The organism is Streptomyces sp. NPDC001194 (genome assembly GCF_042896985.1).
Lineage (GTDB): Bacteria > Actinomycetota > Actinomycetes > Streptomycetales > Streptomycetaceae > Streptomyces.
In genome coordinates this window covers 43,982-70,817 of record NZ_JBIAXU010000004.1, presented here as the reverse complement: position 1 = coordinate 70,817, position 26,836 = coordinate 43,982, and the positions used below count along the sequence as shown (strand labels likewise).

General features: G+C 72.9%; 26 protein-coding genes and 1 riboswitch. Of the genes, 17 read left to right on the top strand and 9 right to left on the bottom strand.

Features of this window, described 5'->3' with window-relative positions; genetic code table 11:
- Positions 1-1,158, top strand: a complete 1,158-nt coding sequence (locus tag ACFY1T_RS11455) for an ROK family transcriptional regulator (protein WP_390787954.1) — start codon at positions 1-3, stop codon at positions 1,156-1,158.
- A gap of 68 nt (positions 1,159-1,226) precedes the next feature.
- Here the strand turns inward: ACFY1T_RS11455 and ACFY1T_RS11450 are convergent, their stop codons facing one another.
- The 4 genes from ACFY1T_RS11450 to ACFY1T_RS11435 all read right to left on the bottom strand — a co-directional run bounded on the left by ACFY1T_RS11450 (position 1,227) and on the right by ACFY1T_RS11435 (position 6,443).
- Complete coding sequence (locus ACFY1T_RS11450) at positions 1,227-2,222, bottom strand: CorA family divalent cation transporter (protein ID WP_390787953.1); 996 nt, start codon at positions 2,220-2,222, stop codon at positions 1,227-1,229.
- Positions 2,219-2,986, bottom strand: a complete 768-nt coding sequence (locus tag ACFY1T_RS11445; protein ID WP_390787952.1) for an SDR family oxidoreductase — start codon at positions 2,984-2,986, stop codon at positions 2,219-2,221. Before ACFY1T_RS11445 ends, ACFY1T_RS11450 begins: the two co-directional genes overlap by 4 nt.
- A 30-nt stretch (positions 2,987-3,016) precedes the next feature.
- Positions 3,017-3,952 (bottom strand): RNA polymerase sigma factor SigJ, encoded by a 936-nt coding sequence (sigJ, locus tag ACFY1T_RS11440; protein ID WP_390787951.1) that lies wholly within the window; start codon positions 3,950-3,952, stop codon positions 3,017-3,019.
- A 103-nt stretch (positions 3,953-4,055) separates the two neighbouring features.
- Positions 4,056-6,443 carry a chitinase C-terminal domain-containing protein gene (locus tag ACFY1T_RS11435; protein WP_390787950.1) on the bottom strand — a complete coding sequence of 796 codons (2,388 nt, stop codon included), beginning with the start codon at positions 6,441-6,443 and terminating at the stop codon, positions 4,056-4,058.
- 277 nt (positions 6,444-6,720) lie between these two features.
- Positions 6,721-6,850: riboswitch (FMN riboswitch) on the top strand.
- A gap of 259 nt (positions 6,851-7,109) precedes the next feature.
- On the opposite strand from ACFY1T_RS11435, the gene ribD reads away from it, so the two are divergent.
- The 10 genes from ribD to ACFY1T_RS11385 all read left to right on the top strand — a co-directional run bounded on the left by ribD (position 7,110) and on the right by ACFY1T_RS11385 (position 15,957).
- Positions 7,110-8,198: a bifunctional diaminohydroxyphosphoribosylaminopyrimidine deaminase/5-amino-6-(5-phosphoribosylamino)uracil reductase RibD gene (gene ribD / locus ACFY1T_RS11430; protein WP_390788289.1), complete on the top strand. Its 1,089-nt coding sequence runs from the start codon at positions 7,110-7,112 to the stop codon at positions 8,196-8,198.
- Positions 8,199-8,822 carry a riboflavin synthase gene (locus ACFY1T_RS11425; protein ID WP_030871812.1) on the top strand — a complete coding sequence of 208 codons (624 nt, stop codon included), beginning with the start codon at positions 8,199-8,201 and terminating at the stop codon, positions 8,820-8,822.
- Positions 8,819-9,472: a nicotinamide mononucleotide transporter family protein gene (locus ACFY1T_RS11420; protein WP_030871814.1), complete on the top strand. Its 654-nt coding sequence runs from the start codon at positions 8,819-8,821 to the stop codon at positions 9,470-9,472. Before ACFY1T_RS11425 ends, ACFY1T_RS11420 begins: the two co-directional genes overlap by 4 nt.
- Positions 9,469-10,767 (top strand): bifunctional 3,4-dihydroxy-2-butanone-4-phosphate synthase/GTP cyclohydrolase II, encoded by a 1,299-nt coding sequence (locus ACFY1T_RS11415; RefSeq protein ID WP_030871824.1) that lies wholly within the window; start codon positions 9,469-9,471, stop codon positions 10,765-10,767. The genes ACFY1T_RS11420 and ACFY1T_RS11415 overlap by 4 nt, the downstream gene beginning before the upstream one ends.
- Before the next feature lie 78 nt (positions 10,768-10,845).
- The gene (gene ribH / locus ACFY1T_RS11410; RefSeq protein WP_030871826.1) at positions 10,846-11,331 is read left to right on the top strand and encodes a 6,7-dimethyl-8-ribityllumazine synthase; all 486 of its coding nucleotides are present in this window, start codon (positions 10,846-10,848) and stop codon (positions 11,329-11,331) included.
- Between the two features lie 35 nt (positions 11,332-11,366).
- A complete protein-coding gene (locus ACFY1T_RS11405) occupies positions 11,367-11,648 on the top strand; it encodes a phosphoribosyl-ATP diphosphatase (RefSeq protein WP_030871828.1) in 282 nt (93 codons plus the stop codon).
- A gap of 76 nt (positions 11,649-11,724) precedes the next feature.
- Entirely contained in the window at positions 11,725-12,573 is an 849-nt protein-coding gene (hisG, locus tag ACFY1T_RS11400; RefSeq protein ID WP_030157592.1) for an ATP phosphoribosyltransferase, read from the top strand.
- Positions 12,574-12,625: 52 nt separating this feature from the next.
- A complete protein-coding gene (locus ACFY1T_RS11395) occupies positions 12,626-13,090 on the top strand; it encodes a PH domain-containing protein (RefSeq protein WP_030871831.1) in 465 nt (154 codons plus the stop codon).
- Between the two features lie 327 nt (positions 13,091-13,417).
- Positions 13,418-14,887 (top strand): hemolysin family protein, encoded by a 1,470-nt coding sequence (locus tag ACFY1T_RS11390; protein WP_390787949.1) that lies wholly within the window; start codon positions 13,418-13,420, stop codon positions 14,885-14,887.
- Positions 14,884-15,957 (top strand): hemolysin family protein, encoded by a 1,074-nt coding sequence (locus tag ACFY1T_RS11385; RefSeq protein ID WP_390787948.1) that lies wholly within the window; start codon positions 14,884-14,886, stop codon positions 15,955-15,957. The genes ACFY1T_RS11390 and ACFY1T_RS11385 overlap by 4 nt, the downstream gene beginning before the upstream one ends.
- Positions 15,958-16,010: 53 nt before the next feature.
- On the opposite strand, the gene ACFY1T_RS11380 is transcribed toward ACFY1T_RS11385, so the two are convergent.
- Positions 16,011-17,960 (bottom strand): AAA family ATPase, encoded by a 1,950-nt coding sequence (locus tag ACFY1T_RS11380; RefSeq protein ID WP_390787947.1) that lies wholly within the window; start codon positions 17,958-17,960, stop codon positions 16,011-16,013.
- Positions 17,961-18,338: 378 nt separating this feature from the next.
- Positions 18,339-18,974: a uridine kinase gene (locus ACFY1T_RS11375; RefSeq protein ID WP_390787946.1), complete on the bottom strand. Its 636-nt coding sequence runs from the start codon at positions 18,972-18,974 to the stop codon at positions 18,339-18,341.
- Positions 18,975-19,108: 134 nt separating this feature from the next.
- On the opposite strand from ACFY1T_RS11375, the gene ACFY1T_RS11370 reads away from it, so the two are divergent.
- From ACFY1T_RS11370 to ACFY1T_RS11360, 3 genes are all read left to right on the top strand, one after another.
- Entirely contained in the window at positions 19,109-20,515 is a 1,407-nt protein-coding gene (locus ACFY1T_RS11370; protein WP_390787945.1) for a peptidase C39 family protein, read from the top strand.
- A 96-nt stretch (positions 20,516-20,611) separates the two neighbouring features.
- Entirely contained in the window at positions 20,612-21,034 is a 423-nt protein-coding gene (locus tag ACFY1T_RS11365) for an SPW repeat protein (RefSeq protein ID WP_229341812.1), read from the top strand.
- A 128-nt stretch (positions 21,035-21,162) separates the two neighbouring features.
- Positions 21,163-21,315, top strand: a complete 153-nt coding sequence (locus ACFY1T_RS11360; RefSeq protein ID WP_106977289.1) for an SCO1431 family membrane protein — start codon at positions 21,163-21,165, stop codon at positions 21,313-21,315.
- Positions 21,316-21,378: 63 nt separating this feature from the next.
- Here the strand turns inward: ACFY1T_RS11360 and ACFY1T_RS11355 are convergent, their stop codons facing one another.
- Positions 21,379-22,308, bottom strand: a complete 930-nt coding sequence (locus ACFY1T_RS11355; RefSeq protein WP_390787944.1) for a DUF6114 domain-containing protein — start codon at positions 22,306-22,308, stop codon at positions 21,379-21,381.
- Between the two features lie 11 nt (positions 22,309-22,319).
- Entirely contained in the window at positions 22,320-22,970 is a 651-nt protein-coding gene (locus ACFY1T_RS11350; protein WP_390787943.1) for a DUF6230 family protein, read from the bottom strand.
- A gap of 99 nt (positions 22,971-23,069) precedes the next feature.
- Here ACFY1T_RS11350 and ACFY1T_RS11345 point away from each other — a divergent pair, with 99 nt between their 5' ends.
- The 3 genes from ACFY1T_RS11345 to ACFY1T_RS11335 all read left to right on the top strand — a co-directional run bounded on the left by ACFY1T_RS11345 (position 23,070) and on the right by ACFY1T_RS11335 (position 25,509).
- Positions 23,070-23,798, top strand: coding sequence for a TetR/AcrR family transcriptional regulator (locus ACFY1T_RS11345; RefSeq protein ID WP_390787942.1), 729 nt, complete (start codon positions 23,070-23,072; stop codon positions 23,796-23,798).
- A gap of 149 nt (positions 23,799-23,947) precedes the next feature.
- The gene (locus ACFY1T_RS11340; protein ID WP_030871859.1) at positions 23,948-25,120 is read left to right on the top strand and encodes an acyl-CoA dehydrogenase family protein; all 1,173 of its coding nucleotides are present in this window, start codon (positions 23,948-23,950) and stop codon (positions 25,118-25,120) included.
- Positions 25,117-25,509, top strand: coding sequence for a GNAT family N-acetyltransferase (locus ACFY1T_RS11335; RefSeq protein ID WP_390787941.1), 393 nt, complete (start codon positions 25,117-25,119; stop codon positions 25,507-25,509). The genes ACFY1T_RS11340 and ACFY1T_RS11335 overlap by 4 nt, the downstream gene beginning before the upstream one ends.
- 134 nt (positions 25,510-25,643) lie before the next feature.
- On the opposite strand, the gene ACFY1T_RS11330 is transcribed toward ACFY1T_RS11335, so the two are convergent.
- Positions 25,644-26,459, bottom strand: a complete 816-nt coding sequence (locus ACFY1T_RS11330; RefSeq protein WP_390787940.1) for a phytanoyl-CoA dioxygenase family protein — start codon at positions 26,457-26,459, stop codon at positions 25,644-25,646.
- Positions 26,460-26,836: the final 377 nt, after the last annotated feature.

Below are 26,836 nucleotides of genomic sequence, written 5' to 3'. Positions count from 1 at the left end.
ATGGGCGCCGTGACTCCTGCCAAGGCCCTGACCCCCGCCGCCCCGTCGCCCGCGTCGCCGAGCACGGCCCGGGCCATCAACGACCGCCTGGCCCTGAGACTCCTGCAGGAGGAGGGGCCGCTGACCGCCACTCAGCTCAAGGCGATGACCGGGCTGTCCCGCCCCTCGGTCGCCGATCTCGTCGAGCGGCTCACCGGCGCCGGTCTGATCGAGGTCGTGGGGGAGTCGGGGGAGCAGCGCCGCGGGCCCAACGCCCGGGTGTACGGGATCGTCGCCCGCCGCGCCTACCTGGCGGCCCTGGACGTACGGACGGACAGCGCGACGGCGGTCGTCGCGGATCTGCTCGGCCGCCCGCTGGCCCAGGCCGCGCTGCCGGTGGACGCGGTGGACGAGGCGGTGGACGTGCTGGAGGCCCTCGGCCGGGAGGCGGGCGCGGACGGACTGCACACGGTGGTGGTCGGTGCCCCCGGCCTGGTGGCCCCGGCCGGGGAACTGCGCAGTACGGCCGGACTGCCCGCCTGGCACCGGGACCTGGTGGGGGCGCTGCAGCGGCGGTTGCCGGCCGCGGTGGTGGTGGAGAACGAGACCAACCTGGCGGCCCTCGCCGAACAGCGGGTCGGCGCGGCCCGGGACCTGGACTCCTTCGTACTGCTGTGGCTCGGCGCGGGCGTCGGCGCGGCGGTGGTCCTGGACGGGCGGCTGCGTCGGGGGGCCTCCGGCGGAGCGGGCGAGATCGGCTTCCTGCCCGTGCCGGGTACGGGACGGCTCCCGTCGGCCACGGACTGCGGGGGCGGGTTCCACGCCCTGGTCGGCCGGGACGCGGTGGCGGCGCTGGCGGCGGAGCACGGCTGGACGGGCCCGGTGGACGAGGCGGTGGCGGGGGCGGCGGGGGAGCCCTTCCTCGACGCCCTGGCGGAACGGCTGGCGCTGGGCGCGGCGGCGGTCGCGGCGGTCCTGGACCCGGGGTGCCTGGTCCTGGCGGGGGAGCTCGGCCACGCGGGCGGCACCGCCCTCGCGTCGGCGGTGGCCCGCCGGCTGACGACGCTGACCCCCGTGCCGATGGAGGTCCGGGCCACGGCCCTGGGCGACTCGGCGGTCCTCACCGGAGCGCGCCTGGCCGCCCGCGAAGCCGCGCAGGCCGACCTCTTCGCCCCCTGACCGCGCCGCGCCGCGCCGTACGGGCCCGGCCGGAGCCGCAGCGGCCCGCACCGGCCCGGTCCGGCGGCCTACTCGTCGTCGATGCTCTCGTCGTCGTGGAGCCGGCGCCAGATGCGGGTGCGGTGCAGCACGTAGAGCGCGCCTGCCAGGAAGACCACCTGGAGGCCGACGGCGAGGGCCCAGAAGATGCTCCGGCTCTCCAGCTCGTCCGTCAGATAGGCGAAGTTCATGCCGAAGAACCCCGTCAGGAAGGTCAGCGGCAGAAAGATCGTGGAGACGATCGCGAGCCGGTTGATCACTCCGTTCTGCTCGCCGGACACCAGCGAGGAGTAGGTGCCGAAGCCGCGCCGGGCCGCTTCCTGGAGCGCCTCGATGTCCGTCAGCACCAGCCTCGACACGCGCTGGTACTCCCGGGCGAGCCGCTGGCGCTCCTCGGGGAAGTTGCGGTTGAGCACCCGGCGCGTGATGGCCTCCTCCGCCGCCTGGTGGTAGGGGAGCAGCGTGTGGTGCAGGAGCGCCGAGGTCCGGCGCAGCCGCGCCAGGCTGTAGAGCTGCTCGGGCTTGCGGTGCCGGAACATCGCGTCCTCCAGGTCCTCCACCTCCAGGAGGGCCTGGACGGCGGACCGCCGGAAGGTCTCCAGGGCCTCGCCCAGGAGCAGGAACAGCGTGGCCACGGCGTCGGGGGGCCGTTCGTGCGGGAACCGGGCGACGAGGTTCTCGACCAGCCCGGCCGGCCCCCGGTGCACCGCGACCAGGTACCGCTCGGTGGCCACGACGTGGAGGTGGACGATCCGGCCCGCCTCGACCGCGGGGACGACGAACGCGGCGGCGTCACCGAGGAACTCGGCGCGGGCGGATTCCCTCGCGCGGCCGAGCCACGCGAGGTCCTCGGCCTCCAGACCGAGCAGGTGGGCGATCGGCTGCTCCCCCGGCGGCGCCTCCTCGGGCAGTTCCGCGTCCACGAACAGGAAGCGGGACTGCGCGAGGCGGTCACGGGCCTCGGCCACCGGGGTGCGCCGCGCGATGCCCTCCGGCATGGACACCACCGAAACGATCACGCTCACCGCCCGGCCTCCGCCGCCCCCGCGGCCCGGGCCGCCAGGAACTCGGCGAAGGTGATCCTGCCGACGGCGTGCGAGGGGGTCAGGTTGCCGCCGCGGCGGAAGGCCGCGTACGCCTTCCCCGCCAGCGGCAGCGGGAACACCCTGCGCGGGCGCCCGGTCGCCGCCAGGTACGAGCGGCCCAGCTCCACCAGGGTGTGGATCTCCGGGCCGCCCATGTCCGTCACCCGGCCCGCCGGCGCCGGGACGGCCAGCTCCGCCAGCCGGTCCGCGACCTCCTCCACGGCGACCGGCTGCACCCGGACCCCCTTGGGCAGCGGCACGGGCACCACCGGCACCTTCGCCAGCGCGTCCGTCACCATCGCCACCAGGTCGTGGAACTGCGTCGTGCGCAGGATCGTGAAGCCCAGCCCCGACGCCTCCAGCATCCGCTCGACCTCGTACTTCACCGTGTAGTAGCCGAACGGGACCACGTCCACGCCGACGATCGAGATGTAGACGACGTTCGTGACCGTTCCGGCCCGCCGGGCCGCCTCGATCAGGTGTCCGGCGGCCACGTCGTCACCGCCGCGCGGGGTGCTCGCGCAGTGCACGACCACCTCCGCGCCGGCCATCGCCGCGTCCAGCCCGCCGCCGTCCCGCAGATCGACCGGGTGGTCCTTCGCGCTGCGGCTCAGGACCCGTACGTCGTGGCCCGCGGCCCGCAGCCGGGTGACGACCCGCCTGCCGAGGTTCCCGGTGCCTCCGGTGACGAGGATCGTGCTCATGGTGTCCGTTCCTTCCCTGAAGGGATGCGTTCACCAGCCTGGACCGGACAGCCCCCGGGAATGTGACAGCTGCCGCTGGAGGAATTCCAGCTTCTCCGGATTCACCACGCTCCGCACCCCGCGGACCAGCCCGTCCTCGAGCTCCACCTGCAAGACCGCGCCCCCGCCGACCAGCAGGGCGGGCTCGCCGTTGACCTCCGCGAGGCGGACCGGCCGCCCGGCCCCGTACCTGCGCAGCGCTCCCGCCAGGAACCGCGCCACCTTCTCCCGGCCCTGGATCGGCCGCCGGGCGGCGGAGACGATCCCGCCGCCGTCCGCCACGTACCGCACGTCGGCGGTCAGCATGGACTCCAGCCGGGCCAGGTCCCCTTCCCGCGCCGCCGCCAGGAAGGTCTCCACCAGGCCCTGCCACCGCGCCGCGTCCGGCTCGAAGCGCGGGCGCGGCGCGGCCGCCCCCGCCTCCGCCCGGCCCGCCTCCACGCGACCCGCCGCCCGGCGGTACAACTGCCGGCAGTTCGGCTCGGTCAGGTCGAGCAGCCCGGCGATCTCCCGGTGGCCGTACGCGAACGCCTCGCGCAGCACGTACACCGCCCGCTCCACCGGAGTCAGCCGCTCCAGCAGCACCAGCAGCGCCATCGAGACGCCGTCCCGCTGCTCGGCCGACTCCAGCGGACCCAGCGCCCCGCCGCCGGTGAGGACCGGCTCCGGGAGCCAGGGGCCGACGTACTCCTCGCGCCGCGCCCGGGCCGAGGCCAGCCGGTTCAGGCACAGGTGCGCGACCACCTTGGCGAGCCAGGCCCCGGGGTGCTCGATGCCCTCGCGCCCTGCGGAGCTCCAGCGCAGCCAGGCGTCCTGGACGGTGTCCTGCGCCTCGGCGGCGGAGCCGAGCATGCGGTAGGCGATCCCGAACATCCGGGGCCGGTGTTCCTCGAAGTCCGCGAGCGCCGCGGGGTCCTGTGCGATCACGGCGGCAGCCTACGAGGGGCACCCCCGGCCGCACGTGCGAGGACCCGGTGGCCGCCGGGCCACCGGGTCCTCACGTTCGTTCACCTGCGGCGGGTGCGCGCTGTCAGCAGGCGCCCTGGTCCTTCCAGACGCCCCAGTCGCCGGTGGTGCCGGGCTCCTCGTTCTGCGTCCACCACTGGGCCTTCCAGTTGTGGCCCTTGTGCGAGACGACCTGCCCGCCCGTGTACACGCTGCCCGCGACGTACGCCGGGTTCGTGCAGGTTCCGCCCGGCGGGGTCGTCGGCGGGGTGGTCGGGGGAGTGGTCGGCGGCGTCGTCGGGGGAGTGGTCGGCGGGGTCGTGGGAGGGGTGGTCGGCGGGATCGTCGGGCCCCCCGGCTCGACGAGCGTCGTACCGCGCGCCAGGTCCCCCGCGAGGGCGTAGGTGGTGCCGGAGATGTTCACCGTCCAGTTGGAGGGCGTGGAGACCGGCAGGTAGTAGTTGAACGCCAGGTCCACCGAGGCGCCGGGAGCCAGCGTCTGCCATGCCGGAAGCTTCAGCGAGACCCGCTGGAAGTCGCCCTTCAGACCGCCGACGTTGGTGCCGCTGTGCCCGGTGGAGACCACCTTGGTGCCGAAACCGGACTGGTCGGAGGCGTTGGCCGGGGCGGAGGTCCCGTAGTCGAACTGGAACTCCGTACCGCCGGGCAGCGTGCTCTTCGTGTTGTTGGTGATCTTGAGCTTCGGGGTGATCGGGTAGTTGGAGTCGCCCAGCTTGAACTCGCCGAACTCCGTCTTGACGTCCACTGCCCGGGCCGGCGGGGCGGTCGCCCCCGCCTTCTTCGAGCCGTACGGCGCGGCCGACTTGAACTTCTCGTACATCAGGGTGGTGAGCGTGTCGCCCATCTCGTACTGGCCCTTGGCGGCGTTGTACCCGTAGTCGCCCGCCAGCTCCCAGACCATGGTGCCGCCGATGCCCTTGTCCACCACGTAGTCGGCCTTGGCGGCGACGGACTGCTCGTCCTCCGTCGACAGGAAGACCTTCTTCTGGGCGTTCCACAGCCACGGCGCCACCAGCGCGGAGTCGTACTTGCGGACGTAGGTGCCGGTCAGCGTGGTGTTCGCGGGGAACCCGTACTTGGTGACGTAGTCGCCGACGACGCCCTTCTCCAGGTTCTTGGCGTGCCACATCGGGTTGGAGCCCGCCGGGGACTCGACCCCGTTGGTGTCCAGGTCGTGCCACAGGTTGTCGATGCCGACCGCGCCGTCCCCGCACTTGGTCAGCCCCGCGCCGGCCGGGCAGGTGGTCGCGGGGGCCTTGCCCCACAGGCCGTCCGTACCCCCCTGCACGTTCTTGAAGCCGCGGGTGTAGTACGGCAGGCCCATGTTGATGCGGCCCGCCGGCATGGAGCCGCGGAAGTAGTGGTAGGCCCAGTCGGAGTTCAGGTAGCCGATGCCGCCGTACTGGGAGGTGGAGTAGACGCCGGCCGCGGCCAGTTCGCCGTCCTTGCCGTCGTCGAAGAGCGAGGCGTTCGGGCCGACGTACTCGTTCCAGGCGCCGTGCAGGTCGTAGGACATGATGTTGACGTAGTCCAGGTACTTCTGCATCTGGAACGTCTCCATGCCGCGCAGCAGGTAGCCGGAGGAGGGGGCGGCGACGGAGAGCAGGTAGTGCTTGCCGTCGGCGGCGCCCGCGCGGTCGAGCTTCTCGCGCAGCGACTTCATCAGCGCGGCGTAGCCCTGGACGAGGCCGGCCCGGCGGGCGTTGGAGAGCTGCCAGTCCAGCGGGTTGCCCGCGTCCTTCATGGTGGTCGGGTACTCGTAGTCGATGTCGACGCCGTTGAAGCCGTACGTGCGGATGAACTCGACCGAGGAGTCCGCGAAGGTGTCGATGCCGGCCTGGTTGACCGAGCCGTCGGCGTTGGTGGCCATCGAGTAGAAGCCCCCGGAGGCGACGCGGTTGCCGTCGTCGCCGAAGTAGCCGCCGGTCTCGGCCCAGCCGCCGACCGAGATCAGCGTCTTGACGTTCGGGTACTGCTTCTTGAATTTGTTGAGCAGGTTGAAGTGGCCCTTGTACGGCAGGGCCGGGTCCATCTCGGCGCCCGCCACGCCCGGCCAGGTCATCCCGGTGGCGGCGTTGTTCGGGCTGTCGCCGCCGACCGAGATCTTGTTGTCGGAGCCGACGTGGGCGAAGGCGTAGTTCAGGTGGGTGACCTTGGACCACGGGACGTTGTTGGCCAGGTAGGCGGGGGTGCCGTCCTTGCCCGTCCGCCAGCCGGTGAAATACCCGATGACGCGGCGCTGGTGGTCGGCGCCCATCTTCTCGCGGCCCTCGGAGTCGTAGACCGAGCAGTAGGGGACGTCGACGCCGGCCGTCTTGTACAGCCCGTCGGGGCGACAGCTCTCGTTGTCGGCGGCGTGCGAGACGCCCGCGGAGAGCCCGCCGACCAGCAGCCCGGCGATCGCCGCGCCGGATGCCAGGAGCATCGCTCTCATACGTGTGGGGGACGGCATGGTGCCTCCTGGGGAGGGGAGGATGGCAGACACAAAGGACACAACAGGCGGAGAGGTGGTGCGTGTTGGCCCGTGACGTGCGCACATCTGACGGGCTGTCTCCCGGGGAAGATGAAGGGAACGTTAAGAGGACTAGACCACCCCGTCAATAGGTCTGGACCAATGGCGGCCCGACCTGACGGATTCCCGCGCCGGCGCCCCCCTGTGACCCAGGCCACAGCATCTCGCTCGCATGGCCGACGATCGACCGTGGCAAACTGGCAGCAGTACCAGTAAGCAGCGCACTCCGGGGTCGGTGTAATTCCGAACCGGCGGTATAGTCCGCGACCCGTCCGCAGCCAGCGGCCGGTTGACCAGGTGAAATTCCTGGACCGACGGTGAAAGTCCGGATGGGAGGCAGTGCGCGGCGGGCCAGTCACCGGTACGCCGCCGTCGGCGGTTCATCGGCGCATCCCTTCGGATGTGTCCGGGAGGACCGTTTTTTCGGCCTCGGCGTCCCCGCGTGTGCTGTACCGCTTCATCTGTCGTATCCCGACAGGCCCCGGAGTCCGTGCCCGACAGAGGCAGGAGGACCCGGTGGCGAACCACGCCGCGCACGCACCGCACGACGCCTTCGGCGAGGGCGAGAACGCCCCCCGCACCGTCGACGCGGCCGACGCACAGGCCATGCGCCGCGCCATCGAGCTCGCCGCCCGCGGCCTCGGCTCCACCAGCCCCAACCCGGTCGTCGGCTGCGTCATCACCGACGCCGCGGGCACCGTCGTCGGCGAGGGCTGGCACCGGCGGGCCGGCGGCCCGCACGCCGAGGTCCACGCCCTGCACGCCGCCGGCGGGGCCGCCCGCGGCGGCACCGCGTACGTCACCCTCGAACCCTGCAACCACACCGGCCGTACGGGCCCCTGCGCCCAGGCCCTCGTCGAGGCCGGCGTCACCCGCGTGGTCTACGCCGTCCCCGACCCGAACCCGCAGGCCAGCGGCGGCGCCGACACCCTGCGTGCCGCCGGGATCAAGGCCGAGGGCGGGTTCCTGGAGGCCGAGGCCGCAGCCGGCAACGCCGCCTGGCTCACCTCCGTACGCCTGGGCCGCCCGCACGTGACCTGGAAGTACGCCGCCACCCTCGACGGCCGCAGCGCCGCCGCCGACGGCAGCAGCCGCTGGATCACCGGCCCCGAATCCCGCGCCGACGTCCACCGGCTGCGTGCCGAGGTCGACGCCGTCCTCGTCGGCGGCGGCACCCTGCGCGCCGACGACCCGCACCTGGCCGTACGCGGCATCGACGGGGCCGCCCAGCCCCTGCGCGTCGCCCTCGACACCCGCGCCGGCCTGCCGGCGACCGCCCGCATCCTCGACGACGCCGCGCCCACGCTGCTCGTCGTCGGCGAGGACGCCGACACCCGGCACCTGCCGGGCGGCGCCGACCTGCTCCGGCTGCCCCTGCACGACGGCCGCGTCGCCGTCCACGACCTGCTCGCGCAGCTGTACGACCGCGGCGTGCGCTCCGTCCTCCTGGAAGGCGGCCCCACCCTCGCGGGCGCCTTCCTCGAAGCCGGAGCCGTCGACCGCGTCATCGGCTACCTCGCCCCGGCCCTCCTCGGCGCCGGCCCCGCCGCCCTCGCCGACGCCGGCATCACCGACATCACCCGCGCGGTGCGCCTCGACATCACCGAGGCCGTCCGTGTCGGCACCGATCTGCGCATCACCGCCGTACCCGTGTCCGAAGCCGTCCCCACCCCCACCGCCCCCAAGGAGCACTGAGTGTTCACCGGAATCGTCGAAGAACTGGGCGAGGTCACCGCCGTCGAGCAGCTCTCGGAGGCCTCCCGCTTCCGCCTGCGGGGCCCCGTCGTCACCGACGGCGCCAAGCACGGCGACTCCATCGCCGTCAACGGCGTCTGCCTGACCGTCGTGGAGACCGGCGACGGAGAGTTCACCGCCGACGTCATGCAGGAGACCCTCAAGCGCTCCAGCCTCGGCGCCCTCCACGCGGGCTCCCGGGTCAACCTGGAGCGCCCGATGGCCCTCGGCGGGCGGCTCGGCGGACACCTGGTCCAGGGGCACGTGGACGGAACCGGCGAGATCCTGTCCAGGACGCCCTCCGAGCACTGGGAGATCGTCAAGGTCTCGCTCCCGGAGAACCTGTCCCGGTACGTCGTGGAGAAGGGTTCCATCACCGTGGACGGCGTCAGCCTCACCGTGGTGGAGGCCGCCGCGGACTGGTTCACCATCAGCCTCATCCCCACCACGCTCGCGCTGACCACCCTCGGCCTCAAGCAGCCCGGCGACCCGGTCAACCTCGAAGTCGACGTCCTCGCGAAGTACGTCGAGCGCCTGCTCGCCGCCGGAGTGGACCCGCTGACCGCCAAGGAGGATCAGCAGTGACCGCCCTGACCTGGCTCAACGCGGAGGCCTTCACGGTCTTCGGCCAGAAGGTCATCTGGTCCGACATGATCGGCAACCTGATGGGCCTGGCCGCCCTCGCCCTCGGCTGGCGCCGCTCCATATGGACGTGGCCCGCCCAGCTCCTGTCCGGCCTGATCCTCATAGCCGCCTACGCCTCCGCCCACCTCGCCGGCGGCGTCGGCAAGCAGCTCCTCGTCATCGGAGTGGCCGCCTGGGGCTGGCGCGCCTGGCAGCGCGGCCGCCGGGAGGCCCAGGACGGCACCCTCGCGGTGCGGACCGCCACCTGGACGGAGCGCGGACTGCTCCTCGCCGGGGCGGCCCTCGGCACCCTCGCCGTCGGCGGGCTGTTCACGCTCTTCCCGAACCTGTCCTGGAGCCCGTGGGCCGACGCCTACATCTTCGTCGGCACGATCGTCGCGATGGTCGCCCAGGCCCGCGGCCTCGTCGAGTTCTGGTTCGCCTGGCTCCTCGTCGACCTGGTCGGCGTCCCCCTCGCCTTCACCAACGGACTGGCCTTCTCCGGCCTCGTCTACGTCGTCTACTTCGCGCTCGTCCTCTGGGGCGCCCACGACTGGTACCAGCGTTCGCGCACCACCCCCGCCCCGGCCCTGGAAGGAGCAACGGCATGACCTCCCTCAAGCCCGTGCCCGACATCGACGCCGTCCTCGACGCCGTCTTCCGGCTCGACCCCGTCGAGCAGGCCATCCGCGACATCGCGGCCGGCCGGCCGGTGGTCGTCGTCGACGACGAGGACCGCGAGAACGAGGGCGACCTCGTCATCGCCGCCGAGAAGGCCACCCCCGAGATCGTCGCGTTCATGATGAGCGAGTGCCGCGGCCTGATCTGCGCCCCCATGGAGGGCCCGGAGCTGGAGCGGCTCGAGCTGCCCCAGATGGTCCAGAACAACACCGAGTCGATGAAGACCGCCTTCACGGTCTCCGTCGACGCGAGCGCCGCCCACGGCGTGACCACCGGCATCTCGGCCGCCGACCGCTCCACCACCCTCAGGATGCTCGCCGACGGGGTCTCCGAGCCCTCGGACTTCGTCCGCCCCGGCCACGTCTTCCCGCTGCGCGCCAAGCCCGGCGGCGTCCTGGTCCGCAACGGCCACACCGAGGCCGCCGTCGACCTCGCCCGCCTCGCGGGCCTGCGCCCCGTCGGCGCGATCGTGGAGATCGCCGGCGAGGACGGCGTCATGCTGCGCCTGCCCGAGCTGATCCCCTTCGCCCGCAAGCACGGCCTGACGATCATCTCCATCGAGGACCTGATCGCCTACCGCCGCTCCGCCGAGCCGACCGTGCGCCGCGAGGCCACCGTCACCCTGCCGACCGCCCACGGCGACTTCACGGCGTACGGCTACCGCTCCACCGTCGACGGCGTGGAGCACGTAGCCCTCGTCCACGGCGACATCGGCGACGGCCGGGACGTCGTGGTCAGGGTCCACTCCGAGTGCCTGACCGGCGACATCTTCCACTCCCTGCGCTGCGACTGCGGCCCCCAGCTGCACGCCTCCATGGCCCGCGTCAAGGAGGAGGGCCGCGGTGTGGTCGTCTACCTGCGCGGTCACGAGGGCCGCGGCATCGGACTGGTGTCCAAGCTGCGCGCGTACGAACTCCAGGAGCGCGGCCGCGACACCCTGGACGCCAACCTCGAGCTCGGTCTGCCCGCCGACGCGCGCGACTACGCCGCCGGCGCGCAGATCCTCGCCGACCTCGGCGTCAAGAGCGTCCGGCTGCTGACCAACAACCCCGACAAGTCCGCCGCCCTCGTACGGCACGGCATCGCGGTCAACGACCGGGTGGCCATGCCCACGGAGGCCGGGGAGCACAATCTGCGGTACCTGCGCACGAAGCGGGACCGCATGGGCCACGACCTGCCCTGGCTGGACCGGGCCGTGACCGCCACCACCTGCGGCAACCAGTAAGCACGCACGAACCACCCCACCGGCAGCACACACCACACACCACGAACCACGAACCGCGAAGAACCGAGGAGCACAGCTGTGAGCGGCAAGGGCGCACCCGAACTGAGTGTCAGGAACTGCGGAGACCTCCGGGTCGCAGTCATCGCGGCCCAGTGGCACGAGAAGGTCATGGACGGGCTCGTCGACGGCGCCCTGCGCGCCCTGCACGAACTGGGCATCGACGAGCCGACCCTGCTCCGCGTCCCGGGCAGCTTCGAGCTCCCGGTCGCGGCGAAGGTGCTGGCAGGCCGCGGCTACAATGCCATCGTCGCCCTCGGAGTCGTCATCCGCGGCGGCACCCCGCACTTCGAATACGTCTGCCAGGGCGTCACCCAAGGCCTGGTGCAGGTGTCGATCGACACCGGAGTCCCCGTCGGCTTCGGCGTACTGACCTGCGACAACGACGAGCAGGCGCTGGACCGCGCCGGGCTCGAGGGGTCGAACGAGGACAAGGGACACGAAGCGGTCATCGCCGCCGTCTCGACCGCTGTGACCCTGCGGTCCGTCAGCGAACCCTGGCACTGAGTGGTGGCGGGGGACCCCGTATTCTGAGGACCATCATGGCGAACACACCCTCCAAGAGTTTCGAAGAGCTCTTCAGCGAGCTTCAGCTCAAGGCCGCCACCGGCGACCCCGGCTCCTCCCGCACCGCCGAACTCGTCGGCAAGGGCGTCCATGCGATCGGCAAGAAGATCGTCGAGGAGGCCGCCGAGGTCTGGATGGCCGCCGAGTACGAGGGCAAGGAAGCCGCCGCCGAGGAGATCTCGCAGCTGCTGTACCACGTCCAGGTGATGATGGTCGCGCGCGGGATCTCCCTCGACGACGTCTACGCGCACCTCTAGGCCGCAGCCCGTCCCGCGGGTCCCCCGCCCGCCGCTCACCCACATGTTTCGCAATCCACGCACTGAAGGAAGCCCCATGCTGCGCATCGCCGTCCCCAACAAGGGTTCACTCTCCGGAGCGGCGTCGGCGATGCTCCATGAGGCCGGCTACCGCCAGCGCAAGGAGTCCAAGGAACTCGTGGTCCTCGACCCCGAGAACGGCGTGGAGTTCTTCTACCTCCGCCCGAAGGACATCGCGATCTACGTCGCCTCCGGCAAGCTCGACATCGGCATCACCGGCCGCGACCTGCTGCTGGACTCCGGCGCCAGCGCGGAGGAGATCCTCCCGCTGAACTTCGGCCGCTCGACCTTCCGCTACGCCACCAAGCCCGGCACCGCGAAGGGCCCCGAGGACTTCACCGGGATGACGATCGCGACCTCGTACGAGGGAATCGTCGCCAAGCACCTCGCCGAGCAGGGCATCGACGCCTCCGTCGTGCACCTGGACGGCGCGGTCGAGACCGCCATCCAGCTCGGCGTCGCCCAGATCATCGCGGACGTCGTCGAGACCGGCACCAGCCTGCGCAACGCGGGCCTGGAGGTCATCGGCGAGCCGATCCTCACCTCCGAGGCCGTGGTCATCCGCCGCAACGGCGCCGACGCCGAGAACCCGCAGGCCCAGCAGTTCCTGCGGCGCCTCCAGGGCGTCCTCGTGGCCCGCAGCTACGTGATGATGGACTACGACTGCCGCGCGGAGCACCTGGAGCGGGCCGTCGCCCTCACCCCGGGCCTGGAGTCGCCGACCATCTCCCCGCTGCACAACGAGGGCTGGGTCGCCGTCCGCGCGATGGTCCCGGCCAAGGAGGCGCAGCGGATCATGGACGACCTGTACGAGCTCGGCGCGCGCGCGATCCTCACCACCTCGATCCACGCCTGCCGTCTCTGACCCGTACGTCCTTCCGACCCGTACGCCCCCTCCCGAAGGCATCTCCCGCATCATGGCCGAGTCCGCCGCCCAGCCCGCACCGCCCGCCCTGCCGGTCACCTTCCGGCCGACCCGTACCCGGGCCGTCCTGCTGGGCGTCGGGCTCGCCATGTTCGCCACCATCACGGCGATCGCCCTGCTGCTGGAGAACCTCGGTCCGGGGGAGCGGGTCAGCTTCGTCTTCACCGCCGTCCTGCTCTCGTCCGTACTCGTCCTGCTCAGCCGCCCCAAGGTGGTCGCGGACGAGGCGGGCGTCACCGTCGTGAACCTGACCAACACCCGCCGCCTGGAGTGGGCGCAGATCCTGCGCGTCAACCTCCGCCCGGGCGACCCGTGGGTGTTCCTGGACCTCAGCGACGGTACGAGCCTGCCCGCGCTCGGCATCCAGCCCGGCGTGGCCAGGCAGCAGGCCATCGGCGACGCCCGCGCGCTGCGCGCGCTCGCCGAAGCCCGGGGAACCGGGCCGCACCACCACTGAGCGCCCGCCGCGCCGACGCCCGGCCCGCACACCCCGGACAGCGGAAGCCCGAACCAACGGCGAACAGCCGTGGAACGGGCCTCGCACGGGGCCTGAGCGGGCCTCGAGCGGCTCTCGGGCGAAGCACCGGAGCCGCAACCGACCGCTGCGTCCCATTGCGGCGGCGATCTCAGTGACTACCCTGGTGGCGGGGCGCACCCGTACGCCCTCCCACCGGCCCCGGGACCCCGAGGCCCGCGGGCACCTGCGACTTGAGGAGTGACTCCCTCCAGCAATGGACGGATCGTCCGGTAGTACCCGCGCCGCCCTCCCCACGGAGGCGGCGGCATGACCATCCCGCTACTTCTGCTCGTGGCGGCATTCGCCCTGATCCTCGCCAACGGCTTCTTCGTGGCGGCCGAGTTCGGCCTCGTCACCGTGGAACGGCCCGAGGCCGAACGCGCCGCAGCCGACGGCGACCGCCGTGCCCGCACGGTGGTCGAAGCCCTGCGGGAGCTGTCCTTCCAGCTCTCCGGCACCCAGCTCGGCATCACCCTCACCTCCCTCGTGGTCGGCATGCTCGCCGAACCGGCCCTCGCCGGACTGCTGGCCGGGCCGCTCGCGGCCACCGGCCTGCCCGCGGGGGCCGTCTCCGGCATCGCCGTCTTCATCGGCATGCTGCTCGCCTCCGCCGTCCAGATGGTCGTCGGCGAGCTCGTCCCGAAGAACTGGGCGGTCTCCCGGCCGCTGCAGGTGGCCCGCTTCGTGGCCGGCCCGCAGCAGGTCTTCTCCCGCGCCTTCCGGCCGGTCATCGCCGGCCTGAACGCCGTCGCCAACCGTCTCGTACGGATGCTCGGCGTGGAGCCGGCCGAGGAGATGGCCTCCGCCCGCACCCCCGGCGAACTGGTCTCCCTGGTCCGTCATTCGGCCCAGGCCGGCGCCCTCGAACAGGACACCGCCGACCTCTTCGTACGGACCCTCTCGCTGGGCGAGCTCACCGCCCAGCACGTCATGACCCCCCGGGTGAAGGTCAGCGCCCTCCAGCACACGGCCACCGCGGCCGACGTGCTGAACCTGACCCGCGCCACCGGGCTGTCCCGCTTCCCGGTCTACCGGGAGCGCATCGACGAGGTCACCGGGGTCGTCCACCTCAAGGACGCCCTCGCCGTGCCCGAGTCCGAGCGCGCCCGCACCACCGTGAGCCGGATCTGCGTCGCCCCGCTGCTGGTGCCCGGCTCCCTGCCGGTGCAGCCGCTGCTGGAGCGGCTGCGCAGCGAGCAGCCGATGGCCGTCGTCGTCGACGAGTACGGCGGCACCGCCGGGGTGGTCACCCTGGAGGACATCGTGGAGGAGCTCGTCGGCGAGGTCCGCGACGAGCACGACCTCGCCGAGGACGAGAGCCCCGAACTGGCCGCCGTACCCGCCGAGGACGGCCGCCCCTCCTGGGAGGCCGACGGCAGCTGCCGGGTTCAGACCCTGCGCCGGATAGGCCTGGAGGTGCCCGAAGGCCCGTACGAGACCGTCGCCGGTCTCGTCGCGGACCTGCTGGGCCGGATCCCCGCCCCCGGGGACCGCGCCGAACTGCCCGGCTGGAAGCTGTCCGTCCGCCAGGTCGGCCGCAACCGCGCCGAACGCGTCCGGCTGGTCCGGCTGGGCAGCGTCCCCGCCGCCGCGCACGGGAGCGCCCCCGAGGCCGCCCGCGCCACCGTCCGGATCGACACGGGCGCCGTGCGCACCGGGCCCGGCCGGCAGGCCTCCCCGGACGGCCGGTCGCCGCAGCCGGCCCAGCCGGCCCAGCTGGAAGGCGCCGGCCGATGAACGCCCTCCAACTGCTGTTCGCCCTGCTCCTGGTCCTGGCCAATGGTTTCTTCGTCGGCGCCGAGTTCGCGCTCGTCTCCGTACGGCGCAGCCAGATCGAGCCGCTCGCCAAGGAGTCCAAGCGGGCCCGCCAGGTGCTGTACGGGCTGGAGAACCTGCCGCGGATGATGGCGGCGGCCCAGTTCGGCATCACCGTCTGCTCCCTGACCCTCGGCGCGGTCGCCGAGCCGACGGTGGCCCGCCTGCTGGAGCCGCTGTTCCTCGCGGCGCACGTCCCGCAGGGCATGATCCACCCGCTGGGCTACGCGGTGGCGCTCGCCGCCGTCGTCTTCCTCCACCTGGTCATCGGCGAGATGGTGCCCAAGAACCTCGCCATGGCCGCGCCCGAGAAGACCTCCCTCTGGTTCAGCCCGGGCCTGGTGGCCTTCGCCCGGCTGTGCGGCCCCGTCACCAGCGCGCTGGGCTCCTGCGCGCACCTGGTGCTCCGCCTCTTCAAGGTGGAGCCCAAGGACGAGGTCGAGGCCGTCTACACCAGTGCCCAGCTCGGCCGGCTCGTCGAGGACTCCCAGCAGGCCGGGCTCCTGGAGCCGGGCGAGCAGGAGCGCCTGGAGGACGCCCTGGAGCTGGGCAGCCGCCCGGTCACGGACGTGCTGCTCGCCCGGGACCGGCTGGTCACGGTCGGCCCCTCGGCGACCCCGCGCCAGATCGAGCAGCTCACGGTCCGCACCGGCTACTCCCGCTTCCCGGTCCGCTCCGAGAACGGGGCCTTCATGGGCTACGTCCACGTGAAGGACGTACTGGACCTGGAGGACCGGGAGCGGGCCGTGCCCCAGCGGGTCTGGCGGCGGATGACCACGCTGTCCGCCACCCTCCCGCTGGACGACGCGCTCAGCGTCATGCGCCGGGACGCAACCCATCTGGCCCAGGTCGCGGACCCGGCCGGACGGGTGCTGGGCCTGGTCGCCCTGGAGGACGTCCTGGAGATGCTGGTCGGCGAGGTGCGCGATCCCGCGCACCGCGTTCCGGCCCGCCGCCCGGGCACCCGGCAGAACAGCCCCGCCGGGGTCTGAGAGCCCTGGTGTGAGCCGCTGCCGCCCCGCAGGACCTCTGCGGGGCGGCAGCGCTACATCGGCGGCGGCTCCGGCCGGTCCCGGTCCTGGGGGCCGCGGCCCGACAGGACTTCCCCGTACGCCTGCATCAGGTCCGGCAGCCGCAGCGTCGCCAGGTCGTCGCGCGAGGGCTCGCCCGGGAAGCCGGCCAGCCGCAGGTCCCGGTACGCGCAGCTCTTCTCGTACAGGGTGCGCAGGAAGCGGCCGTTGCCCAGCTCGTCGATCCAGCCCTGCTCCACCACGTGCCCGCTGATGCTGCGCAGCTCGTCCAGGGCCTCCTCGTCCCAGCAGTCGCCGTTGGCGTCCGCCAGCACCCCGCCGATCGCGGTCAGCTCCAGCGGCCGGTAGCTCGGGAAGTCCACCCGGGTCGTGAACCGCGAGGACAGCCCCGGATTGGCCGCCAGCAGCCGGTCCATCCCGGCCGGGTAGCCGGCCAGGATCACCACCAGGTGGTCCCGGTTGTCCTCCGCCCGCTTCAGCAGCACCTGGAGCGCCTCGTCCCCGTACGCGTCGCCCTTGCTGTACCCCGTGTTGGAGAGGCTGTACGCCTCGTCCACGAACAGCACCCCGCCGATCGCGGAATCGATCAGCTCGTTCGCCTTCACGGCGGTCTGCCCGAGGAACTCGCCCACCAGGTCCGCCCGCTGGGCCTCCACCAGATGGTCCCCGCCCAGCAGCCCGAGCGCGTAGAAGACCCGCCCCAGGATCCGCGCCACCGTCGTCTTGCCCGTGCCCGACGGCCCGGAGAAGACGAAATGCCGCTTCGGCGGCTGCACCGGCAACCCCTGCCCGGCCCGCAGCCGGGCCATGTGCAGCTGTGCGGAGAGCGCCTTCACCTGCCGTTTCACCGGCTCCAGGCCCACCATCCGCTCCAGCTCCGCCAGCGCCTCGGCGAGCAGCGCCGGATCGGCCGGCCCGGCCGGCAGCCCCCCGGGCGCGGTCTGCGCAGGCACCGCCACCTTGCGGCGCACGCCCTCCGGCCGGCCCCCGCCCGGACCGCCCGGAGCCCCGAACCGCGGGTCCGGATCCGGCGAGATCAGCGGGTCCTGCTCCGCCTGCCCGTCCGCCGCCACGTCCTGGACGGGGCCGCCGCCGAGGGCCACCGCCGCGAAGTCCCCGCCGACCGGCGAGAGATCGTGGCCCGCGTACCCCTCGTAGCCGGACGCGGCGTATCCGGCGTACCCCTCGGCCCCGTCCACGTAGTCGCTGTCCTCGATCGCCGTCAGCCGGGCCGCCGTGTCCATGAACGCCGGGTCCACCCGGTGCACCGCCCGGTACAGCGGCAGGGCCGCCGCGCTGCGCCCGGTCCCCTCGTGCGCCCGCGCCAGCCAGTACCGCAGCTCCTTGCGCTGCGGCTGCTCGCTGCGGCACCGCATCAGCGCCGCCGACAGCATCGGCTCGGCCTGCCCGTACATCTCCAGGCGGACCCGGGCCATCCCGCCGAACAGGCCCGCCTCGATGCCCAGCAGCGGATCGTCCACCAGCGGCTCGGTGTGCCGCACCAGCTGCTCCCAGTCCTTGACCAGGTAGGAGCGGCAGGCGTGCAGGAACCGCACCTGCGCGTCGGTGTCCACCGGCGGCAGCGCGGCCAGCGCCTGGTCCAGCTCGGGGACGTGCCGGCCGTCCAGCCAGTGCGAGGCGTGCGCCAGCAGCAGGTCCCGCCGGCTCTCCAGTACCGGCTGTACCCACCAGCCGAGCCAGTACCAGGAGTTCAGGGTCCGCCGGTGGCGGGCCCGCTGCTCGCCGAAGCGGTCGCGGTGGGCGTACATGCGCAATAAGGCGTTCGTGGTGTCCACCCGGAGCGCGTGCAGGCCCAGCCATGCGTCGGCCATCGAGGGATCCAGTCGTACGGCCGCCCGGAACTCCTCCTCGGCCTGCGGATAGGCGCCCATGGTGCAGGCGTCCACCCCGCGCAGCCAGGCGAGTTCGGCCGGGGCGTGCGTGCCCGGCGTGCCGAAATCCATCACATCCCCCACAAGCCTGCCCCCGTGGTGCACAGCAACCCCCGCGTCGCGCCCGCGAGTTGTCCACTGCGCCGATGAAATCAGGGGTGCATCGTACCTGCGGCCAAGCACCATACGTAGGGTGCGGCGGACACCTGTCGGAGGCGTGCCAGGGGCGCACGAGGTGACTCAGGGTGAAGATTTCGGGGGGACCTGGCCCGCGCGGAGCCGTCGGAAAGACGGCCCGGGGCAGAACGAAGCCCCCGATCACGGGGGAACAATCGGGGGCTTCGCGTCCGCTGCGGCCTGGAAAGACCGCGCATTCAGAACGTAAGGCCGGTGCGGGGCCCAGGTCAAGCGAGTCGGTGCAGGCCCGCTCGAGCGGATTCCCCGAGGGGTTCAGGCCTGGGGGAATCCGTCACCTTCCGTAACGGAAGAGGCCCTTCCGGAGGTCGCATCCGCCCCGGAAGTCCACTCGTATCCCGTACCGCTCTGGCGTACCAAAGTGTCGGCGAAGGGGCGCGAAGGATCATCCGCGAAGTGTGCGAGCTCCGCGCGCTCCCATCCGTCCCAGAAGTCGGAAAGTTCACGCCCGTCCCGATTTCTCCCGCGCCCCCAGGACTGTGCGCGGGGGGTCTCCATCCACAGCAGTCGCGCCAGATGCGGGCGCAGCGCCCGCCGCCCGGCCCCGACCCCCTCGATCAGCAGAAGCGGAACCGGCTCCAGCACCCGCTCGGGGCCGAACCGGCGCTCCACCCAGTCGTACGGGGCCCAGTGGGCCGGCCGCCCGGCGGCGAGCGGCTCCAGTACCTGCGCGCGCAGCCGCTCCGGCCACGCGAAGAGCTCCTCGTGGGTGGCCACGTCGTCCAGGTGCAGCACGGGTGCCCCGCCCAGCGCCTCGGCGAGCCGCCCGGCGAAGGTGCTCTTCCCGGACCCGGCGTGCCCGTCGACGGCGATCAGCCGGACCGGGCCCAGCGACGGGGGCAGTGCGGCGAGTTCATGCGCGAGTGACTGAAGTGACTGCTGAGGCTCCACCCGGCCAGAGTAGGTCCCTGCTCCGTCCCGGTGCCGCGTCACCCCGACACGGTGCCGTGGCTTCGCCGTCCGGCGGGCGGGAACTGGAAGGGTGGAGCCTTCGACCGCCGCACCGACCCCTGGGGGCCACGCCGATGACCGCACCCACACCACGCCGCGCCCTGCTGGCCGTCGCGCTCGCGGCGGCCGCGGCGGCCACCGTCCCCGGCGGCCGCGCCTCGGCCGCGGGCGAGACGCCCCCGGCCCGCCCCGGCCCGGCAGGGGCGCGGGAAGCGGAAGCCGCGGCGGCGTCGGCCGCCGCCCCGACCGTCGACAACCGGTTCTGGTACTCGTACGCGCACTGGCGGGCCGGCACCCACCGCGGCACCGCCGCCCGCGCCGGCGACCGCCCCGGCCTGGTGATCGACGCACCGGCCGGCCACACCGAGTACACCGACCCGCACACCGCGAAGAAGGGCACCTGGGAGTACGCGGTCTGGACCTCCCCGGTGCACCGCTCCGCCGTGCCCGGCACCGAGGCCATCGCCTCCTGGAACGCCCACACCCCGGCCGGCACCTGGATCCAGATCGAGCTGCGCGCCACGTACGGCAGCGGCGCCGCCACCCCCTGGTACGTGATGGGCCGCTGGGCCTCCGGCGACGGCGACATCCGCCGCACCTCCGTGGACGGCCAGACCGACGGCAGTACCACCGTGTGGACCGACACCCTGGCCGTCGACGCCCCGGCGAAGGCGAACGGGGTGCGGATCGCGCACTGGCAGCTGCGCCTGACCCTCCACCGCAAGCCCGGCGCCGCCCAGGGCCCGACGGTGTGGCTGGCCGGAGCGATGGTCTCCGACGTACCGGACCGGTTCACGGTCCCCGCCTCCGTCCCCTCGCGCACGGCCCACGAGCTGAAGGTCCCCCGCTACTCGCAGGAGGTCCACAAGGGCCGCTACCCCCAGTACGACAACGGCGGCGAGGCCTGGTGCAGCCCCACCTCCTCCCAGATGGCCATCGAGTACTGGGGCCGCAAGCCCGCCGCGGGGGACCTGGCCTGGGTCGATTCCCGCTACCCCGATCCGCAGGTCTGCCACGCGGCCCGCTCCACCTACGACAGCGCGTACAAGGGCTGCGGCAACTGGCCCTTCAACGCCGCGTACGCCGCCACGTACACCGGCCTCGCCGGGGTCGTGACCCGGCTCCGCTCCCTCGCCGACCTGGAGGCCCTGGTCCGCTCGGGCATCCCGGTGATCACCTCGCAGTCCTTCCGGGCGGAGGAGCTGACGGGTGCGGGCTACGGCACCGCGGGACACCTCATGATCGTGGTCGGCTTCACCGCCGCCGGGGACGTGGTCGCCAACGACCCGAACTCGCCCGACGACACGGCGGTCCGCCGCGTGTACAAGCGCCGGGAGTGGGAGAACGCGTGGTTGCGTACGAAGCGGCACAACTCGGCAGGAAAGGTGGCGTCCGGCTCCGGGGGCGTCTGCTATCTGTACGCCCCGGCCCGCCCGAGCGTGGTCCAACTCGCGGCCCTGCGGGCGGTCGGGGTGCTGTGACCGAATTGCCGTGAATTTCCGTTGACCGTGGAGGTAGATAAGCGCAACATAAGGTCGTAAAGGGCACATAAAGGCTTCTACAGGAGGCGGCCCGCCATGACCACCCACAGCATCGAACACCACCCCGACCTCGCCGAGATGCGCTCCCGGTTCGAGCGGGTCACCAGCACCCCCGCCGCCCAGGCCGTGGAGGCACTGGCCCTCATCACGGGCCTGTACCTGGCGGCTTCGCCCTGGATCGCCGGGTTCAGCGGACTCGGCTCGCTGGCGATCAACAACCTGATCGCCGGCGTGGCGTACTGCCTGTGCATGAGCGGACTCGGCTCCGCGTACGAGCGCACCCACGCGATGGCCTGGACGGCGGTCGCCATCGGAGCCTGGACGATCGTGGCTCCGTGGGTCATCGCCGGTGACGTCAGCACCACCCGCAGCGTCGTCAGCAATGTCATCACCGGCGGCGTCGCCCTGTTGCTCGCGCTCTCCATGGCGGGCATGGCGGGCCGCGACCGCACCACCTGACCCCCGTACGCACCGGGCCCCGACCGCGAGCCGGCCGGGGCCCGGCGGCGCGCCGGGGCGCGTGATGCGTGCCACGCGTGACGCTCGTCTCTACCGCGAAAGCCGCGAACGCTGTCACATTGGACGGCATGACCGCATACAGCGCCTCCCTCACCGCCCGCGCCCGGAACCTCGTGCGGACCGGCGGCCCCAAGGACCACTCCAAGTGGCTCGAGCACGTGCTCGGCTGGACGCTGGTGGTCGTCGTCGCCATGTTCGTCACGCAGGTGGGCTGGCTCTGACCTGCTGATCCGCGGAGCCGCGGGCCTGCGGGCCCGAAGGGGCGGATGCCCGCGCACCCGCGCCTACGAGGCCTCCAGCCGCAGGCCGTCCGTGACGATCAGGTCCGAGGTGACCAGCGCCTGCTCCGCGCTGACCCGGGTCATGAAGACGAACGGCGGGATCACCGGGGGAGCGGGCAGCCCGTCCGGGCTGAAGGTGACGCACAGCAGCCCTTCGATGCAGCCGCTGAACTTCGTCAGGTACAGGGTCACATCGCCCCGTAGTTCGAGGGACGCGGCGGCCAGCCCGTACTCCTCGCGCCCGTCACGGGTGCGCAGCCGGTAGTCGGCCAGCGAGGCCGCCCCCATCTTCAGCACCAGTACCCTCAGCGGCCCGTCGGCCGTCGCGATCTCGGTGACCCCCGCGAAGGCGAAGCCCTGCGGGGCGAACAGCGAGGTCGTGACGGTCGGGGGAGTCCGGGTGGCGGTCGGCGGCCCGTCGGGCAGGCCGGCCGCCCTGGCCGGCGGGGCCCCGGTCGCCAGCGCGGCCGCCAGCAGCACCGGCAGCACGGCGGCGAGCGCCCTCGGACCGGTGCCGCGCGGCCCGCGTTCGCCGGGGTCCTGCCCGGCGGCGGCCCGGGGTGCCGCCTCGTCCGACAGCGGCGTCCACCCGAAGGCCAGCGCGCTCCCGGCGATGCCGAGGAGCATGCCGACCAGGAACCCGCCCAGGTTGGTGGCCGGGAACGACAGCACCGACAGCAGCAGGGCGTGGACGGAGACGTACGCCCGGGCCTGCGGCAGGAACCACAGGAACAGGCCCGCCACGACGAGCGCGGCACCGATCCCGATCGCCGCGATCCCGCCGAGGCCCAGGCTCACCAGCACGGTCAGCGGGGAGAGCGGGACCATCAGCAGCTCGACCCCGCCCAGGACGACCAGCAGCCCGCCCCAGAAGGGCCGGGTCCGGCGCCAGGCGCGCAGCCGCCGCCGCTGCCGCGCAAACGGCGGCGGCATCCGGGGGCGCTTCAGAAGCACTTCTCGCCGTCCAGGCCGACGCTCACCCGCATGCCCTTGAGGCGGAAGTTCCCGCCGGTCGCGGACCAGGCGTGCGATTTCACCCCGACGACCTCGATGTCCCCGGCCTGGAGGCCGAACTTCCCGGGCTCCCCCTTGACCCCGTCCACCCGGTCGAGGGTCGAGGCGTCCCGGCCGATCTGCGCCGTGCCGAAGGTCGCGTCGCCGTCGAGGTCCTCGCCGTCGATGACGAGGTTGCTCGCCGTGACCCGGCCCGCCGGACCGCCGGCGGTCAGCTTGAAGACCACCGTGCCCAGCGGGGTGTCGACCTCGGCGGCCTGGCAGATGTCGGCGAGCGTGGCCTCGCCGATGCCGAGCAGCGCGACCGGATGCCCCTTGCCGTCGACGGAGCGGTCCGTCTGCACGTACGAGGCCAGGCCCTTGCTGCTCAGCTTCGAGGAGGAGACCTGGAAACTCGTCCCCGAGACGGCGAACGACGCGGCGAGCGCGCCCTGCGCCACGACCACGGCCATCGCCCCGACCGCGAGGACGGCGGGCACCGCCACGGCGGCCGACTTCCGCCAGCTGACCCGTCCTTCGAGTCCGCGGGCCGCGTCCGTGACGCCGCCCGCACCTTCGTCCGTGTCCCTGTACGTGCTCATGGAAGTGCCTCCCGTACGTCGTCCGTGCGCAGGGGAAGTGCATGAGACAGGTCTGCCATACTGCGGGCATCCTGTGGCAGTTCGAGGCTAGGGCCGAATTTGAATAATAGTCAACAGCGGGGCGCGAGCGAGCGTTCGCAGGTCCGCAGGGCCGAACTCATCGCGACCGGGCGCAAGTTGTTCGCCGACACCTCGTACGACGCGCTCTCCATGGACGACATCGCCAAACAGGCGGGCGTCGCCAAGGGGCTGATCTACTACTACTTCAAGAGCAAGCGCGGCTACTACCTCGCCATCGTCGAGGACTCGGTGGCCGAGCTCGTCGCCCGCGCCGCCGGGGAACCGGACCTGCCCAAGGCCGAGCGGGTCCGCCGCACCATCGACGGCTACCTCCACTACGCCGAGCACCACCAGGCCGCCTACCGCACCATCGTCACCGGGGGAGTGGGCTCGGACGCCGAGGTGCTCGCCATCCGCGACGCGGTGCGCGAGGAACTCGTGGCCACCATCGCCGAGGGCGCGTACGGGCGCCGCGCCGTCCCGCCGCTCGCCCGGCTCGCGCTGGTGGGCTGGCTGTCCGGGGTCGAGGGGACCACGCTGGAGTGGATCGGCGCCCGGGACGCCGAGGTGGGAACGGGGGCGGACGGTGATGCGGAATCCGCCGCGGGGCAGCCCGGCCGGGACCGGCTCGGCGCCCTCCTCGTCCGCCAGCTGCGCGCGACGCTGACCGTGATCGGGGAGTTCGTCCCCGAGTGTCCGCCTCCACCGCTGCCCGAAGAGGCGTTCGGGACAACGGGTGATCTTGACCCAGTGACGGGACGACCCTGATCGGGCATACTCAAGCCGCCCGCAGCCACTGATCTGCCGCTTCCGTGATCCGGGAGGGCAGTATCGGCTGTGAGAAGCACCGAGACCCGGCGGCCCGTCCCACACCTCACGTGCCGCCGCCGTGCCTGATGAGGGAGGAGAGCGCCGCCATGACTGACCGCGCCCCGCAGCCGGTGGACCGTCAGCTGCCCACCGAGGAGTCCCGGGATCTCCTCGCGCTCGTACGCGAGATCGCCCAGCGTGAGATCCGCCCCGTAGCCGCCGACGAGGAGGACGCGGGCACCTTCCCGCGCGCGATCTTCACCCTCCTGTCCGAAGCCGGCCTGCTCGGTCTCCCGTACGCGGGCGAGTACGGCGGCGGCGAGCAGCCGTACGAGGTCTACCTCCAGGTCCTGGAGGAGCTCGCGGCGGCCCGCCTGACCGTCGGGCTGGGCGTCAGCGTGCACTCCCTGTCCTGTCACGGACTGGCCGGATACGGCACAGAGGAGCAGCAGAAGGCCCACCTGCCCGCCATGCTCGGCGGCGGCCTGCTCGGCGCGTACTGCCTCTCCGAGCCCGCCTCGGGCTCCGACGCCGCCTCGCTGACCACCAAGGCCGTACGCGACGGCGACGACTGGGTCATCACCGGCACCAAGGCCTGGATCACCCACGGCGGCGTCGCCGACTTCTACACCGTCCTCGCGCGCACCGGCGGCGAGGGCCCCAAGGGCATCACCGCCTTCCTGGTGCCCGGCGACGCGGAGGGCCTGACGGCCGCCGTCCCCGAGAAGAAGATGGGCATGAAGGGCTCGCCCACCGCCCAGCTGCACTTCGACGGGGTCCGCGTCCCGGACACCCGCCGCATCGGGGAAGAGGGCCAGGGCTTCACCATCGCGCTGGCCGCCCTGGACGCGGGCCGCCTGGGCATCGCCGCCTGCGCCATCGGCGTCGCCCAGGCCGCCCTGGACGAGGCCCTCGCGTACGCCCTGGACCGCAAGCAGTTCGGGCACCCCATCGCGGACTTCCAGGGCCTGCGCTTCATGCTCGCCGACATGGCGACCAAGATCGAGGCCGGCCGGGCGCTGTACCTGGCGGCGGCGCGGCTGCGCGACGCGGGCAAGCCGTTCTCCCGCCAGGCGGCGATGGCGAAGCTCTTCTGCACGGACGCCGCGATGGCCGTCACCACGGACGCGGTGCAGGTCCTCGGCGGCTACGGCTACACGGCGGACTTCCCGGTGGAGCGCCTGATGCGCGAGGCCAAGGTCCTCCAGATCGTCGAGGGCACCAACCAGATCCAGCGCATGGTCATCGCCCGCCACCTGGCGGGCCCGGAGTCGCGTTGACGGAGGACCTCGTCCTGGAGGTGCGCCCGGCCCTGGCCGACGCCGAACTGAACGAGCTGTTCGGCGCGGCCTGGCCGGGCCACCGGACCGCCTCGTTCGGGCCGGTCCTGGAGCGCAGCACCGCCTGGATCACCGCCCGCCGCGGCGGACGTCTGGTCGGCTACGTCAACGTCGCGGGCGACGGCGGCGCGCACGCCTTCATCCTGGACACCACCGTCCACCCGGACGAACGCCGCCGCGGACTCGGGGTCCGGCTGGTCCGGGCCGCCGCCGACGCGGCCCGTGCGTCGGGGGCGCAGTGGCTGCACGTGGACTACGAGCCCCACCTGCAGCCCTTCTACGCCCGCTGCGGCTTCCGCCCGACCGCGGCAGGCCTCCTCCCGCTCTAGGGGGCGTCTTCCCGATCACGCCGGGGTCGCGACGGCGGGCGGAAGCCCTTGTCCTGGACGTACTGGGATGTCGCCCGGTGCGCCGAGAGTGCGTGCCGGGCGTCGCGAGCCCGGCGTGATCGACAAGACACCCCCTAGTACCCCTCGTCCCCGAGCGGCAGTGGCTTCGCGTCGTGGTTGACGAAGAGGTCCTGACGCGCGGCGGGGTGGTCGGCCGGCGGGGCGTTGGACACCGCGTTGTAGCTGATCAGGGCGAGGGTGCGGGTGCGCGAGGAGCGGTTCGGGCCCGAGCTGTGCACCAGGTTGCCGTGGAAGAGGACCACCGTGCCGGCCGTGCCGGTGGCCTCGTGCACGGACCGGGTGCGGGCGAGCTCCTCGGTCGAGGGGTCCGGGAGGGCGTAGGCGTTCCGGTTCGACGTGATCCAGGCCCAGTCGCCCGCCCCGCCGCCGCTGCTCCCGTCGTCTCCGGAGGGCGCGGCCGTCGCCGGGCGGTCGGTGTGCGTGCCCGGGATCAGGCGCAGCGGCCCGTTCTCCTCGGTGACCTCGTCGATGAAGACGGCGGCGGTGAGCGCCGCCGGACGCCGCATCCCGTCGGCGGCCCGCCAGAAGTCGAAGTCCCGGTGCCACTGCCAGCGGTCGCCGTGCCGGGCCGCCTTCGGATTGACCTTCCACTGGTACACGTACATGTCCTCGCCGAGGAGCAGCCGGGCCAGCGCGGTCAGCGGTGACGCCTCGGCCAGCGCCTGCCAGGGACCGCCTCTGCGGTGGAGTCCGTAGACGGCGCGCACGGTGGTCCCGTCCTCCTCGAAGAACCGCTGCGGGCCCTCCTCGGCGAGTACGGAGGGCAGTTCCCCGGTCAGGGGAGCCCATATCTCGTGCGGGGTCAACGGGGGGACGACGACAAAGCCGTCGCGCCGGTATTCGGCCAGGAGCCGCTTCGGGTCCGTCATGCGCCCAGGGTGCGGCCGGGCCCCCGTCCGAGCGAGGCGGCACGGGGAGCGCACAGGGAGTGCGCCGGGTCATTTCCGGCCGCTCCCGCGGGCCGCCCGCTCCGGGCCGCTCCCCACCAGCCGCTCCCCGCGGCACCTTCCGGGCCGCTGCCTACCGGCCGCCCCCGTAGAGCGGTCCCGACGGCCAGATCGGGGAGGCGGCGACCCGGGACCACTCCGGATCGCGGCGGCCCGGCAGGGTGCGCCCGTCGGCGGCCCAACGGGACAGCAGCGCATGGTAGATCGGCGGATCCGGCTGACGCTGCGGAACCGATTCTTCCTGGCGCGGAACCGATTCTTCGTAGCCGGGCGGCGCCGAACGCCGCCGACGTCCCGTT